The sequence below is a fragment of the Kitasatospora sp. NPDC051702 genome (assembly GCF_040681575.1).
GTDB lineage: Bacteria > Actinomycetota > Actinomycetes > Streptomycetales > Streptomycetaceae > Kitasatospora.
Map to the genome: position 1 here is coordinate 86,823 of NZ_JBFAZB010000017.1, position 12,063 is coordinate 98,885.

The window sequence follows — 12,063 nt, forward strand, 5'->3', positions numbered from 1 at the left end:
GGCGCCGGCCGACGGTGGTGGCCGGAGGCCGGGCGGGTCGGTGCCGGGAGGGTCAGTACCGTAGGACGGCGGCGATGCGGCCGCGGGACGCGAGGTCGCCGGTGGGGACGAACTGCACCTTGGCCCCGGTGTCGAGAGCACGCTCGACGATCTCGTCGACCATGTCCTCGCGGACGTCGGGCTCACCGGCGGGCGCCGGGACGAGGTGGTTGTCCGTCACCCGGACGGGCTCCCAGTAGTCCTCCTCGACCGCGACCACGGCGGCCCGGCCCTCGCTGACGGACTGCCAGACCTCGTCCATGCCGGCGGCCAGGCCCTTCACGCCCTGGGCCTGGTCCAAGCGCTCCTGCAGCTCGGTCACCGCCCTGCGGCCCTGCTCGGCGACGGCGGCCCGGACGGCCTCCGCCACCGCGGCGGCGGAGGCGTGGCCGAGGCCGCCGCGGGAGACCTGGGCGGCGGCCCGCTTGGCGGCGCCGCCGACCTCGTCGAGCAGCGAGAGCGCCGCCGCCTCGCCGAGCACGAAGAGCGGCCGGTTGTCCGCCTCCAGCACGGCGGCCAGCGCGGTGTCGGCCGAGCGCAGGAAGCGGCGGGTCTCCTCGTCGCGGAAGGTGCTCGGCACGTCCCCGATCCGTTCCTGGCGCTCGACGTCCCAGTCGGGCCGGACGTGGTCGACGGGGAAGCCTCCCCCGGTGTGCTCGACCAGGGTCGTCCCGCTCCCCCCGAACAGGGCGGCGCGGTCGGCGGCCACGGTCAGCACCCAGAAGGGCGCACCCCCGGCGTGGGCGGCGACCAGGTTGCGGGTCAGGAAGGTGTCCGACACCACGACCCGGGCCGGCACCGGGCGCGGCAGGGACCACACCTGGTACTCGCCGGGCGCCGCGAAGATCACCAGGCCGTCCTCGGCGTGCACGAGGTCGACCTCGGTGAGCGCGCGGTCCAGCTGTTCGACGACGTCCAGCCGGTCGGCCCGGCTGACGGCCTCGTCGGCGTGCAACCGGTTCTTCGCCTCGGCGACGAGGTTGCGCAGACGGACCGGGTCCTGGCTGTTTTCGGGCTCGCTGCGGTGGGTGGGCAGCAGGACGGAGACGGCCGGGTAGCGCCGGGGGCGGCGCAGCTCGGCGAGGACGGCCGGGGAGAGCTCGGCTGCGTGCATCGGTTGCCCTTCGTGTCGCGGTGGAGGTCCTGACAGGTCCTGGCGGCGACTCCGACACACGGCGAATCGACCGATTTGCCGGAATCATTCCCGACCCCTCCCCATCCCACCGCCCTCCCATACCTCCCGCCACCGGAAAGGTCGCCCGGCGTCGGCCCCGACCCGTAACCCGGGCGGCCCATTCTCGTTGGGCCTGCCATGAAGAAGCGCAGCATGCTTGCCGTTGCCTCGCTCGCCGTGGGCTTCGTCGCCTCGCTGACCGCGCCGAGCGCGCACGCCAGCGCCGTCGGGGGGCAGGACGGTACGCCCGGGCCGTCGACGAGCGCGCCCGACGCGCTGCCCGGGCAGGTCGGGGACGCCGGGGGCGTCGTCGGCGAGGCCACCGGGTTCGTGACCGGGTCCGCGGACGGCCTGGTCGGGGTCACCCCCGCCTAGCGAGGCCGCCCGCCGCCCCGGCCCCCTCCGGCCGCGACCCCTCCGACCACAGCGACTCCGGCCAGGGGCTTTCCGACCACGGCGGGCCCGACCGGGCCCGCCCCGGCCCGGCCGGTCGGGGCGTCAGCTCAGCGGCGCGCCCAGGTCCTGGGTCCAGTAGCCGCCGGCCGGGCCGGTGGCCACGCCGACGCCGACGTCCTTGAAGCCGCAGTCCAGCATGTTGGACTGGTGGATGCCGCCGTCCATCCAGCGCGTGAACACCACGGCGGGCGCGGTCGGCCCCCGGTCGAGGTTCTCGCCCCACTGGGACCAGCGGTAGCCGGCCGCGGTGATCCTGGCGTCGGTGCGGACCCCGTCGGGGTTGACGTGGTCGAAGAACCCGCGCGCGACCATGTCCTCGGCGTGCTTCTGGGCGGCGGCGTGCAGCCGGGTGTCGATCCGCAGCGGGGCGCAGCCGACCTTGGCGCGCTCGGCGTTGACCAGGTCGACGAGCTGCCGCTCCGGGCTGGGCGGCGGGGCCGCGACCGACCGGGTGGCGGTGGGCGTCGCGCTGGGCGTGGGCGTGCCGGCGGGAGTGTCGGTGGGCGTCGGCGCGGGCGCCGGGGTGGCGGCGAGGGTGACCGGGGCGGCGACCGGGGTGGCGGTGGCCGTCGGGGTGTCCACCACCGGGGTGTCGAGGGCGGCGGCCGGGGTGGTGGGCTCGGGAGCCGCCTCGACCGGGGTCTCGGCGGGGCGCGACCAGACCAGGGCGAGGGTGGTGACGGCCACCACCGCGACCGCCCCGCTCGCCAGGACGGCCTTGCGGGCGGCCGTCCCGGCCCAGCCGCCGTGGGCGCCCGCGGCGCCGTGGCCGGCGGCGGAGCCCTGGGCGCCGGCGACGGTGGCGGCGGTGTGCTGGAAGTGCAGCAGTGCGGGCGAGTCGAACGGGATCGGGACGAGGGCGAGGCCGGCCAGCAGTCCTTCGGCGGGGAAGAGGTCGCGGCCGAGCCGGTCGCAGGTGACGCAGCTGCGGATGTGGCGGGCGATGCGCTTGCGCCACACGGAGTTCGGGGTGCCGTCGAACCCGACGGTGACCTCGGCGAGTTCGGGGCATCGGGGGTAGGCGCCGAGGGCCCGGACGACGACCCGGCCGGCTTCGAGCTGCTTCTTCATCCGCTGGACCCGGACGGCGGTGTGCTGCGGGCTCAGGTCGAGGGATTCGGCGAGCTCGGCGCGGGTGAGCTCGCCGCTGGCCTCCAGCCACCAGAGGGAGAGCAGTTCGCGGTCGTCGGGGTCGAGCCAGCGGGTGGCCTCGGCGACCTCCCGGCGCTGGCCGGAGAGGCCGAGGCGCAGGATGGTGAGGTCGGTGAAGTCGGCCCGCGGGTCCGGGACCTCCCAGGTCTCGTCGAGGCCGCCGACGGTGGGCTGCTGCTGCCCGGCGGCGTGGCGCCGGCGGACCTGGTTCATGGTGATGGCGACCAACCAGGACCGGAAGCAGTCCGGGTCGCGCAGCCCGTCGAGGCCGTCCAGGGCGCGGATCATCGTCTCCTGGGCGACGTCGTCGACGTCGGCGTGGCCGCCGAGGGCGCGGCCGGCCACGTTGTAGACGAGCGGCAGCCAGGCGGCGACCAGCGCCTCCTGCGCCTGCCGGTCGCCCGCCTGGGCCGCGCGTACCAGGGTGGTCCCGGTCCTGTTCTGCACGTCAGCGTTCATGGTCCGCACTCCGTCTTGCCGTGTTCCGTCCGCCGATGCCTCCTCGGAGACCCGTGGGGAGTGATCAGATAACAACAATGTTCGCGGAATCGGAAAATCGGCCTGGACCAATGGGCTGGACCGGAGGCTGGACCAAGGGGGCCGATCAGGCCGGGGCGGCGAAGACCTGGGTCCACCACGGACCGCCGGACCCGGTCCGCACGCCCACCCCGAGCTGCTTGAACGCGCAGTTCAGGATGTTCGCGCGGTGGCCCGGGCTGTTCATCCAGGCGTCCATCACCGCGGCCGGGTCCTGCTGGCCGCGGGCGATGTTCTCGCCCCAGGTGCTCCAGCGGTAGCCGACCGCCTCGATCCGGTGGTCGGCGTGGTACCCCTCGGGGCTGGCGTGGTCGAAGTAGTTGCGGTTCGCCATGTCGTCGCTGTGCGACTGGGCGGCGCTGGCCAGCCGGGACTCGGCGGTGACCGGGCCGCAACCGGCCTTGGCGCGTTCGGCGTTGACCAGGTCGACGACCTGCTGGGCGTACGAGGGGGAGGCGCCGCCGCCCACCGGAGCGGGCGCGGCGGTGCTCGCGGCGGCGGACCCGCCGCTGCGCGGCGTGCCGGTCGGGGTGCCGGTGGACTTGGCGGTGGCGGTCGGGCTCGGCTTCGTGGTGGCGGTCGGGCTCGTGGTGGCGGTCGCGGTGGCGGTGGGCGAGGGCGTGGCGGTCGCGGTCGGGGAGGCCGGGGCGGTGGAGCCGGTCGGGGTCGGCGCCGGCTCGGTGGCGGACATGTTGACCGGGGCCCCGGACGCGCCGAAGTCGGCTCCCCCGGCGCCCGGCACCTGGATGCCGTCGTGCGTGCCGGCCTCCGCGGCGATCAGCGCGGCCGCCACCGCCTCCTGGCCCGCCTGGTCGCGGTCGGTCTGCTTGCCGCCGTACGCCGCGTAGCCGGCCCCGGCGAGGGCGGCGAGCAGCCCGGTGCCTGCCACCGCGGCGACGACCGCGGTGACCGGTCCGAGCGGGCCGCGCCTCCGGCCCCTTCGGCTCCGGCCTCCGTGGTGTTCCGCGTGCCGCTGGGCGGCCCGGCGGGCGGAGCGTCCGGGCGCTCCGCCCCGCACGCCCCCCTCGGCGCCGTTCGCCGGGAGGATGGTCGTCCTGTCGTCGCTGTTCACGTGGCCACGCTTTCTGTCCGGGTCGGCCGTCGGGTGCCGACACCTGGGAGACCCTCCGGCGGCGCGCGGATAACAGAAAGTCCGAACGAATGTCCGGCGGAGTCGTCACGGGCCCGGTCCCGCCGCGGTCCGCGGCGGCGCGGGCGCCCGGTGACACGCCGCCGCGGTGACACGCCGCCGCGGTGGACCGGCGGCCGGTGGGGCCGGCGGATCAGGGCTGGTCGGGGGCCATGTCGTAGGTGACGAACATCGTCCGGGTGGCCACCTGGTCGTACTTGCTGCGGGCCCGGTGGTTGTCGTCCGCGGTGATCCAGCGGACGGTGGTCCAGCCGCGCTCGGCGGCGATCTCCCGCAGGCGCGCCAGCAGCTCGTCCACCGCACCGCCGCCGCGCACCCCGGGGGCGACGAACAGGTCGTCCAGGAAACCGCCGACGGCGCCGTGCAGGGGGCGCGAGAACGGGCGGTAGTGGGCCAGGCCGACCGGTGTCCCCCCGGCGTCGCGGACCAGCAGGCCCCACAGCTCGTGCTCCGGGTCGGTGAGCCAGGACCAGACCAGTTCGGCCTTCTGCTCCGGCATCGGCACCCGGTAGAACGCGCAGTAGCCGCGGAAGAGTTCGCGCCAGGCGGGGTAGTCGGCGGCTTCCGGCGCGCCGACGGTCCAGCGGGTGGTGGTGGTCAACTCGGTCTCCTCGGTCGGGCGGGCCCGGGATCGCCGGGCCGCGTGTGGCGCCAGCATGACGGCCCGTCGGCCCCGCGCCGATCTCCGCCGCGGACAGGACCGACCGTCCGCGTACTCCACTCCGGCGGTGTACCGGATGCGCGCCACCGTGCGGGGCCCGCCGCGGTCGCCGATCCTGGACCAGGCCGCCCGGATCCGTCGGCGGCCGCACCGGGACCACCCGAGGAGCGCCTCATGCGGCTGCGGCACCTGGCCCTCACCTCCCGCGCCGTGGCGGCCGAACCCGGACGGCGGGCCAAGACCACGCTGCTCGCGGACTGCCTGCGCGAGCTGGGCCCGGCCGAGGCCCCGTCGGCGGTGGCCCTGCTCTCGGGCGAGTCGCAGCGGCTGCGCACCGGGATCGGCCCGGCCGGCCTGCGCGACCTGCCGCCGCCCGCCGCCGGGGCCTCCCTCGGCGTGCGGGAGACCGAACGGGAGCTGGAGCGGATCGCCGCGGTGCACGGGACGGGCGCGCAGGCCGAGCGGCGGCGGCTGCTCACCGGGCTCTTCGCGCGGGCGACGGAGGTCGAGCAGGCGTTCCTGCGCGCGGTGTTGGTCGGCGACCTGCGCCAGGGCGCGCTGGACGCGGTGGTCGGCAACGCCGTCGCACTGGCCGCCGGGGTGCCGGCGGCGGAGGTGCGGCGGGCGCTGATGTTCCGCGGCTCGGCCCGCGCGGTGGCCGAGGCCGCGCTGAGCGGCGGGGTGCCCGCGCTGGCGGCGTTCCGGCTGGAGGTCGGCCGGGCCGTGCGGCCGATGCTCGCCGCCTCCGCGCCGGACGTGGTCTCGGCCCTGGAGCGCACCGGGCCGGCCGCCCTGGAGTGGAAGCTGGACGGCGTCCGGATCCAGGTGCACCGGGACGGCGGGGAGGTCGCGGTGTTCACCCGCGGCCTGGACGACATCACCGCGCGCGTCCCCGAGGTGGTCGAGGCCGCGCTCGCCCTGCCGCTGCGCTCCGCGGTGCTGGACGGCGAGGCGATCGCGCTCGGGCCCGACGGACGGCCGCGCCCGTTCCAGGAGACCGCCGCGCGCACCGCGTCCCGCCGGGATCCGGACCGGCTGCGGGCCGAGGTCCCGCTCCACGCCTACTTCTTCGACCTGCTGCACCGGGACGGCGAGGACCTGGTGGACCGACCGGGCCGGGAGCGCTGGGCGGCGCTCGCCGAGGCGGTCCCGGACGGCCTGCGGGTGGCCAGGACGGAGACCGGCGACACCGAGCGGGCCCTGGCGTTCTTCCGCGACACCCTGGCGCTCGGCCACGAGGGCGTGCTGGTCAAGGACCAGGCGGCCGGCTACGCCGCCGGACGCCGCGGGGCAGGATGGATCAAGGTGAAGCCCCGGCACACCCTGGACCTGGTGGTGCTGGCCGCCGAGTGGGGCAGCGGGCGGCGGCGCGGGTTCCTCAGCAACCTGCACCTGGGCGCCCGGGCGGCGGACGAACCCGGGGCCGCCCCCTGGGTGATGCTCGGCAAGACCTTCAAGGGGCTCACCGACGAGGTGCTCGCCTGGCAGACCGCCGAACTCCTGGCCCGCGAGACGGACCGGGACGACTGGACGGTTCGGGTCCGACCGGAACTGGTCGTGGAGATCGCCTTCGACGGCGTCCAGCGCAGCCCCCGCTACCCGGCCGGGCTGGCGCTGCGGTTCGCCCGGGTGGTGCGCTACCGGCCGGACAAGACCGCGGCCGAGGCCGACACCCTCGCCGCCGTCCGGGAAATCGCGGCCGCCGAGGGGCTGTGAACCGTACGTTGACGGAGTAACGTCAATTCAAACCTCCGGTACCGCGGTCGAGTTCCGAACCCGTACCGAATCGGCCAATCTGGACGATCCCGGCACCGCACCCTCCGTGGACGCAGGACTGGCGGTTAGGTTGGCAATGACAACGAGAGGCGGCCGCCGGACGCCCGGCGCCGCCCTGGCGAGAGGTGCCCACCCATGCAGGTGAGCGTCGACCGGGACCGCTGCTGCAGCTCCGGCATGTGCGTCATGAACGCCCCCGAGATCTTCGACCAGGACGACCGGGACAGCCTGGTGAGGCTCCGTCAGACCGAGTTCCGGCCCGAGCAGTTCGCGGTGCTGAGACTCGCAGCCCAGCTCTGCCCCGGCGGCGCGATCAGCGTCGTCGAGCCCGCGCCGGGGACCGGGTCCGACCACGCGGCGGAGTCCGAGCCGCAGCCGGCCGCGGACGCGGGCTGACCGCGGGCGCCGGCCCGCCGGCGCCCAGGACCGCCGCCGGACCACGACATCACTCCCGACACCGATTCCCCCACCGAGGACACGCGACGCAAGGAGACCCCACCTTGACGAGCACACCCACCACCCGGGCCGTGCCGATGCCGGCCCCGCGCGACACCGGCTGCCCGTTCAGCCCGCCGCCCGCCTACACCGAGGCCGCCGCGACCGCGGCCGTCACCCGCGCCGACCTGCCGGGCGGCGAGTCCTGCTGGCTCGCCACCGGCTACGCCGAGGTCCGCACCGTGCTGTCCGACCGCCGGTTCAGCGCGGACATCCGCCACCCGGCCTTCCCGATGCTGGTGGCCGGCCGCCGGGAGCTGATCCTCGCCAGTCCCCCCAGCTTCCTGCGGCTCGACGACCCCGAGCACGCCCGGCAGCGCCGGATGGTCACCGGCGACTTCCTGGTCAAGCGGGTCGAGGCGATGCGCCCCGACATCCAGCGGATCGTCGACGAGGCGCTCGACCGGATGACCGGGGGCAGGGACGGGGCCGACCTCGTCGCCGACTTCGCCCTGCCTGTCCCCTCGCTGGTGATCTGCCTGCTGCTGGGCGTCCCGTACCAGGACCGGGACCGCTTCCAGGGCCTCAGCCGGACGCTGCTCAGCAAGCACAGCACGGTCGAGGAGGTCTCCGCCGCCCAGGACGAGCTGCTGGACTACCTCGGCGACCTCACCTCCCGCAAGCGGGAGGAGCCGGGCGAGGACATCCTCAGCCGGCTCGCCGTCCGGGACGACCTCACCCCGCGCGAGGTCGCCGCCACCGGCCTGCTGCTGCTGATCGCGGGGCACGAGACGACCGCGAACATGATCGCGCTCTCCACCGCCCTGCTGCTCGAACAGCCCGACCAGATCCCCCGGCTCGCCGATCCCGCCGCACTGCCCGGCGCGGTGGAGGAGCTGCTGCGCCACCTCACCATCGTGGACAGCGGACTGCCCCGGGTGGCGCTGGAGGACGTCGAGCTCGGCGGCACCCTGATCCGGGCCGGGGAGGGCGTGATCGCGCTGCTCTCCACCGCCAACCAGGACGAGGAGCTCTTCGGCGGCGCCGACCGACGACCGGTCCACGAGCTCGACCTGGACCGGGACGCCAGGCGGCACATGGCCTTCGGCTTCGGCGTGCACCAGTGCCTCGGACAGCCGCTGGCCCGCGCGGAGCTCCAGATCGCCCTGGCCACGCTCTTCCGCCGGCTGCCCGGCCTGCGGCTGTCGGCCCCGCGGGAGGAGCTGGAGTTCCGCTCCGAGGCGCTCATCTACGGGATGCGGTCGCTGCCCGTCACCTGGTGACGCTCGCGGCGGACGGCGGGGCACCGCACGGACGGGCACTGCACGGACGGTCGGCGCTCCGCCGGGCCGCCGAGTCCGACCGGACGGCGCCCCCGCCCGGCCGCGGACCGGTCACCCGGCTGGCCCCGGCGGCGGGGTGGAGGCACGCTGGAGGGGAGGGACAGACCCGACCGGGTCACGCCTGCGGTCAGGCGCGCCCGGGCCGGCCGATCGGACGGAGCCCGCGATGACCGACATGAGCGAACGGTTCGAGGTGAGCACCGACCGCGACGAGGACGTCCGCGCCGCGGATCCCGAGGAGGGCGTCACCTCGATGCAGAACCTGCACGCGCAGGAGACCTCCCAGGCGGAGGGCGAGCCCACTCCGGACGAGTGGGGCGTGGACGGCTGAACATCCGTGAGCAGCGGCCGCCCGGCGGGACCGGGCGGCCTTCGTGACCGCAGGTGTCGCTGCCCCGGCGGCGACCCACCGGCGGGGGAGGATAAGCGCATGACCGAACACGATCAAACCAGCGGGCAGACCCGACCGCCCGTCGACCCGCACACCACGTGGGCGACCTGGACCACCCAGTCGATCATCAGCGGGCCCGGCGGGGTCACCACCGCCGAGGTCGGCCCGATCTCCGGCGACCTCACCGTGCACACCACCTGGGTGGACGGCGAGGCCCGGCTGACCGTGCAGTACACCGGCGCACTGGACTGGTACACGGTGGCGGGAAGCCCGGTGGCGGCCGCCGACGAGATCACCGCCCGGGCGATCCACCAGGCCATGGTCAACGCCGTCAAGGCCGGCCGCGGCGCGGGCGCCCCCGGACCACCGGGGACCTGAGCCCGGCCCCTCTCCGGCCCACGCCCCCTCTCCGGCCCGGGCGTGGGCCGGCCTCCGCCCCGGGGCCCGCCGCTCCCCCGGCTCCCGCCTCACCGGCCCCGCCGGCCCCGTCCGTCCGAGCCGTCGACGCCGTGGCCGTCAGCCCCCGTCGACCGCCTCGCCCTTGACCACCGGCGCCGCGGCGGCCCAGTAGCCGCGCTCCACCGGGCGGCGCGCGCGCAGGTCCGCGCGGACCTCGTCGGCCAGTCGGCGGGTGTCGCGCCGGTTCATGGTGGCGCCGATCCCGGCCCCCACCAGCAGCGGGGTCACCGACGGCAGCCGGCGCAACGAGCTGCGGGTCAGCCGGCGGCTGACCTGCTGGCGGACCTCCGCACCGACCGCCAGGGCGGCGAAGCCGGCCGGCCGGGCCAGCACCCCGGCGTCCACGCCCCGCCGGTTGGCCCAGGCCCCCAGGTAGGCCCCGGCGCGCTGCGCCCCGGAACCCGGCGCCCGGGCGCCGTAGACCTCGTGCAGCTCCGCGATCAGCTTGATCTCCACGGCCGCCACCGCGAGCGTCTCGGCCGCGATCTCCAGCGCCATCGCGGGCGGCACCGGCAGCATCGCCATCGCGCCCACGCCCGCCCCGAGCGCGCTGGAGGCCCGGACCGCACCGCTCACCAGCAGGTCGGCGAGCGCCTCGGGGTGGGCCGCATCGGGGTGCTGGGCCCGCAGGGTGGCGAGGTCGCGTACCGGGAGCCGGGGCGCCGTCTGCACCAGCTGCTCGGTGAGCGCCCGGCCGCCCAGCGTTGCGCCCTTGGCCGCCGCCCTGCCGCCGCTCCCGAGCCGGCGCGCCGTCCTGGCCAGCAGGGCACGGGCGCGGCCGCGCTCGGCCCGGTACTCGGCGACCTGCCAGTCCCCGAGGGGCCGCTCGGCGCCCTCGACCAGTTCGGCGAGCTCGCCCGCCAGGGCGCCCTCGGGAACGGCGTCCGGCCCCGGGACGGCGGGAGCGGCGGCCGGCTCGGGCTCCGAACGTCCGTTCTTTCGGAAGAGTGCCATGGGGGTCGGGTACCCCCTCCGCCCCACCGGTACGCGCTACTCGCTGATCTCCACCCCTCGCCAGAAGGCCACCCGGTCGCGCACCTGCTCGGCCTCCGGCTTCGGATCCGCGTAGAACCAGGCCGCGTCGGGGTTGGTCAGGCCGTCCACCTCCAGCGTGTAGTAGCCGGCCGTGCCCTTCCAGCCGCACACGGTGGTGGTGTCGGACGGGCGCAGGAACTCGCCCCGGACCGAATCGGCCGGGAAGTAGTGGTTGCCCTCGACGACGATCGTCCGGTCGCTCTCGGCGACGACGGTGCCCTGCCAGCGCGCTGTGGTCATGGGGGCGATTCTGCCCCGGGCACCACCGCGCGCCGGGCGGTTCGGCGAAATCCGGCCGGCGGACCTCCGCGTCGACGCGTCAGGGCAGCGGCTGTGCGTGCACCGGCAGGTGCGGCGTCTGGTGGCCGCCGCTGGCGAGCATCCGGACCTCCCCGGCGTCGCTGATCTCCGCGCGGACGATGCCGCTGGCGTCCTCGTACACGGGGTGTCCGCCGGGGCCCTTCCCGCTGGTGCGGGTGACCACGACGACGTCCTGCGGGGCCTGGGTGCCCGGGGTCCCGGGGAAGGTCAGCGCGTAACGGTCGGGTGGGTTCATCGCCATCTCCTGGTCCCGGCGGGCCGGCCCGCCGCTCGCCCGGCTGGGGCCTGTCCTACGCGGTGGCCTCGGCGGCCCGGGCGGGTGCGCCCCGGACCTCGAGTTCGGCGAGCAGCCTGGCGGTGGCCTCGGCGACGGCGTCCACCGCCCGGTCGAAGGCCTCGCGGTTGTGCGCCGCCGGGGCGCGGAACCCGGACACCTTGCGGACGTACTGCAGCGCGGCGGCCCGGAAGTCGGCCTCGTCGGCGTCGGGCGTCACCGGCGGTCGCAGCGTCTTGATGTTGCGGCACATGACCCCAGTCTCGCGCGTGGACGCCGGACTGGCGAGCCCCGGCCGTCAGCCCCCGGCGCCCCGGGGCTCGATCTCCCGGTGGGCCTCGGCCAGCAACAGGTAGCCCAGGCCGTTGGACTTGATGCCGGCCCGCTCGTCCTCGGTCAGCTCCCGGCGGACCCTGGCCGGCACGCCCGCGACCAGGCAGCCCGGCGGCACCTGCATGCCCTGCGGCACCACCGCACCGGCCGCGACCAGCGACCCGGCGCCGATCCGGGCGCCGTTGAGCACGGTGGCGTTCATCCCGACCAGGGCGTCGTCCTCGACCAGGCAACCGTGCAGCACCGCGTTGTGGCCGACCGAGATCCGCTCGCCGACCACCAGCGGGAACCCGGGATCGGCGTGCAGGGTGCAGTTGTCCTGGATGTTGCTGTCCCGGCCCACGGTGATGGACTCCGCGTCGCCGCGCAGCACCGCGCCGTACCAGACGCCGGCGCCCGCGCCGATCGTCACGTCCCCCACCACGACCGCGTTCGGCGCGACGAAGGCGCCCGGGTCGACGGCGGGCACCCGGCCCCCGACTGCGGCGATCAACGGCTCTGCCATGGCGCGTCCTCCTGGTGGCGGT

Annotated in this window: 15 protein-coding genes; 6 read left to right on the top strand and 9 right to left on the bottom strand. The window is 76.1% G+C overall.

Going from position 1 to position 12,063, the window contains the following annotated elements; genetic code table 11:
• Positions 1 to 52: 52 nt before the first annotated feature.
• Complete coding sequence (locus tag AB0N04_RS17010) at positions 53 to 1,153, bottom strand: chemotaxis protein (RefSeq protein ID WP_360213661.1); 1,101 nt, start codon at positions 1,151 to 1,153, stop codon at positions 53 to 55.
• A 213-nt stretch (positions 1,154 to 1,366) separates the two neighbouring features.
• Between AB0N04_RS17010 and AB0N04_RS17015 the strand changes: the two genes are divergently transcribed.
• Entirely contained in the window at positions 1,367 to 1,588 is a 222-nt protein-coding gene (locus AB0N04_RS17015; RefSeq protein ID WP_360213659.1) for a hypothetical protein, read from the top strand.
• Between the two features lie 123 nt (positions 1,589 to 1,711).
• Here the strand turns inward: AB0N04_RS17015 and AB0N04_RS17020 are convergent, their stop codons facing one another.
• From AB0N04_RS17020 to AB0N04_RS17030, 3 genes are all read right to left on the bottom strand, one after another.
• Positions 1,712 to 3,280, bottom strand: coding sequence for a sigma-70 family RNA polymerase sigma factor (locus AB0N04_RS17020; RefSeq protein WP_360213657.1), 1,569 nt, complete (start codon positions 3,278 to 3,280; stop codon positions 1,712 to 1,714).
• A gap of 145 nt (positions 3,281 to 3,425) precedes the next feature.
• Positions 3,426 to 4,247, bottom strand: a complete 822-nt coding sequence (locus AB0N04_RS17025) for a CAP domain-containing protein (protein WP_360213655.1) — start codon at positions 4,245 to 4,247, stop codon at positions 3,426 to 3,428.
• A 394-nt stretch (positions 4,248 to 4,641) separates the two neighbouring features.
• Positions 4,642 to 5,109: a GNAT family N-acetyltransferase gene (locus AB0N04_RS17030; protein ID WP_360213653.1), complete on the bottom strand. Its 468-nt coding sequence runs from the start codon at positions 5,107 to 5,109 to the stop codon at positions 4,642 to 4,644.
• A 234-nt stretch (positions 5,110 to 5,343) separates the two neighbouring features.
• On the opposite strand from AB0N04_RS17030, the gene AB0N04_RS17035 reads away from it, so the two are divergent.
• The 5 genes from AB0N04_RS17035 to AB0N04_RS17055 all read left to right on the top strand — a co-directional run bounded on the left by AB0N04_RS17035 (position 5,344) and on the right by AB0N04_RS17055 (position 9,492).
• Complete coding sequence (locus AB0N04_RS17035; protein ID WP_360213651.1) at positions 5,344 to 6,885, top strand: ATP-dependent DNA ligase; 1,542 nt, start codon at positions 5,344 to 5,346, stop codon at positions 6,883 to 6,885.
• Between the two features lie 195 nt (positions 6,886 to 7,080).
• Positions 7,081 to 7,341 carry a ferredoxin gene (locus AB0N04_RS17040; protein WP_360213649.1) on the top strand — a complete coding sequence of 87 codons (261 nt, stop codon included), beginning with the start codon at positions 7,081 to 7,083 and terminating at the stop codon, positions 7,339 to 7,341.
• A 137-nt stretch (positions 7,342 to 7,478) separates the two neighbouring features.
• Positions 7,479 to 8,663, top strand: coding sequence for a cytochrome P450 (locus AB0N04_RS17045; protein WP_360213773.1), 1,185 nt, complete (start codon positions 7,479 to 7,481; stop codon positions 8,661 to 8,663).
• A 226-nt stretch (positions 8,664 to 8,889) separates the two neighbouring features.
• Complete coding sequence (locus tag AB0N04_RS17050; RefSeq protein WP_360213647.1) at positions 8,890 to 9,054, top strand: hypothetical protein; 165 nt, start codon at positions 8,890 to 8,892, stop codon at positions 9,052 to 9,054.
• Positions 9,055 to 9,153: 99 nt separating this feature from the next.
• Positions 9,154 to 9,492 (top strand): hypothetical protein, encoded by a 339-nt coding sequence (locus AB0N04_RS17055; protein WP_360213645.1) that lies wholly within the window; start codon positions 9,154 to 9,156, stop codon positions 9,490 to 9,492.
• 138 nt (positions 9,493 to 9,630) lie between these two features.
• Here the strand turns inward: AB0N04_RS17055 and AB0N04_RS17060 are convergent, their stop codons facing one another.
• The 5 genes from AB0N04_RS17060 to AB0N04_RS17080 form a co-directional block, all read right to left on the bottom strand.
• Positions 9,631 to 10,527: a hypothetical protein gene (locus AB0N04_RS17060; RefSeq protein WP_360213643.1), complete on the bottom strand. Its 897-nt coding sequence runs from the start codon at positions 10,525 to 10,527 to the stop codon at positions 9,631 to 9,633.
• Positions 10,528 to 10,563: 36 nt separating this feature from the next.
• The gene (locus AB0N04_RS17065) at positions 10,564 to 10,848 is read right to left on the bottom strand and encodes a DUF427 domain-containing protein (RefSeq protein ID WP_360213641.1); all 285 of its coding nucleotides are present in this window, start codon (positions 10,846 to 10,848) and stop codon (positions 10,564 to 10,566) included.
• Between the two features lie 79 nt (positions 10,849 to 10,927).
• Positions 10,928 to 11,164: a DUF6296 family protein gene (locus AB0N04_RS17070; protein WP_360213639.1), complete on the bottom strand. Its 237-nt coding sequence runs from the start codon at positions 11,162 to 11,164 to the stop codon at positions 10,928 to 10,930.
• Between the two features lie 55 nt (positions 11,165 to 11,219).
• Positions 11,220 to 11,456 carry a DUF2277 domain-containing protein gene (locus AB0N04_RS17075; protein ID WP_360213637.1) on the bottom strand — a complete coding sequence of 79 codons (237 nt, stop codon included), beginning with the start codon at positions 11,454 to 11,456 and terminating at the stop codon, positions 11,220 to 11,222.
• A gap of 45 nt (positions 11,457 to 11,501) precedes the next feature.
• The gene (locus AB0N04_RS17080) at positions 11,502 to 12,041 is read right to left on the bottom strand and encodes a gamma carbonic anhydrase family protein (RefSeq protein WP_360213635.1); all 540 of its coding nucleotides are present in this window, start codon (positions 12,039 to 12,041) and stop codon (positions 11,502 to 11,504) included.
• Positions 12,042 to 12,063 lie beyond the last annotated feature (22 nt).

Bases quoted from the DNA above. Each gene is read 5' to 3' on its own strand.
- AB0N04_RS17055 (WP_360213645.1), top strand. From the start codon at position 9,154: ATGACCGAACACGATCAAACCAGCGGGCAGACCCGACCGCCCGTCGAC.
- AB0N04_RS17080 (WP_360213635.1), bottom strand. From the start codon at position 12,041: ATGGCAGAGCCGTTGATCGCCGCAGTCGGGGGCCGGGTGCCCGCCGTC.
- AB0N04_RS17065 (WP_360213641.1), bottom strand. From the start codon at position 10,848: ATGACCACAGCGCGCTGGCAGGGCACCGTCGTCGCCGAGAGCGACCGG.
- AB0N04_RS17060 (WP_360213643.1), bottom strand. From the start codon at position 10,527: ATGGCACTCTTCCGAAAGAACGGACGTTCGGAGCCCGAGCCGGCCGCC.
- AB0N04_RS17050 (WP_360213647.1), top strand. From the start codon at position 8,890: ATGACCGACATGAGCGAACGGTTCGAGGTGAGCACCGACCGCGACGAG.
- AB0N04_RS17015 (WP_360213659.1), top strand. From the start codon at position 1,367: ATGCTTGCCGTTGCCTCGCTCGCCGTGGGCTTCGTCGCCTCGCTGACC.
- AB0N04_RS17045 (WP_360213773.1), top strand. From the start codon at position 7,479: ATGCCGGCCCCGCGCGACACCGGCTGCCCGTTCAGCCCGCCGCCCGCC.
- AB0N04_RS17040 (WP_360213649.1), top strand. From the start codon at position 7,081: ATGCAGGTGAGCGTCGACCGGGACCGCTGCTGCAGCTCCGGCATGTGC.
- AB0N04_RS17070 (WP_360213639.1), bottom strand. From the start codon at position 11,164: ATGAACCCACCCGACCGTTACGCGCTGACCTTCCCCGGGACCCCGGGC.
- AB0N04_RS17075 (WP_360213637.1), bottom strand. From the start codon at position 11,456: ATGTGCCGCAACATCAAGACGCTGCGACCGCCGGTGACGCCCGACGCC.
- AB0N04_RS17010 (WP_360213661.1), bottom strand. From the start codon at position 1,153: ATGCACGCAGCCGAGCTCTCCCCGGCCGTCCTCGCCGAGCTGCGCCGC.
- AB0N04_RS17035 (WP_360213651.1), top strand. From the start codon at position 5,344: ATGCGGCTGCGGCACCTGGCCCTCACCTCCCGCGCCGTGGCGGCCGAA.
- AB0N04_RS17020 (WP_360213657.1), bottom strand. From the start codon at position 3,280: ATGAACGCTGACGTGCAGAACAGGACCGGGACCACCCTGGTACGCGCG.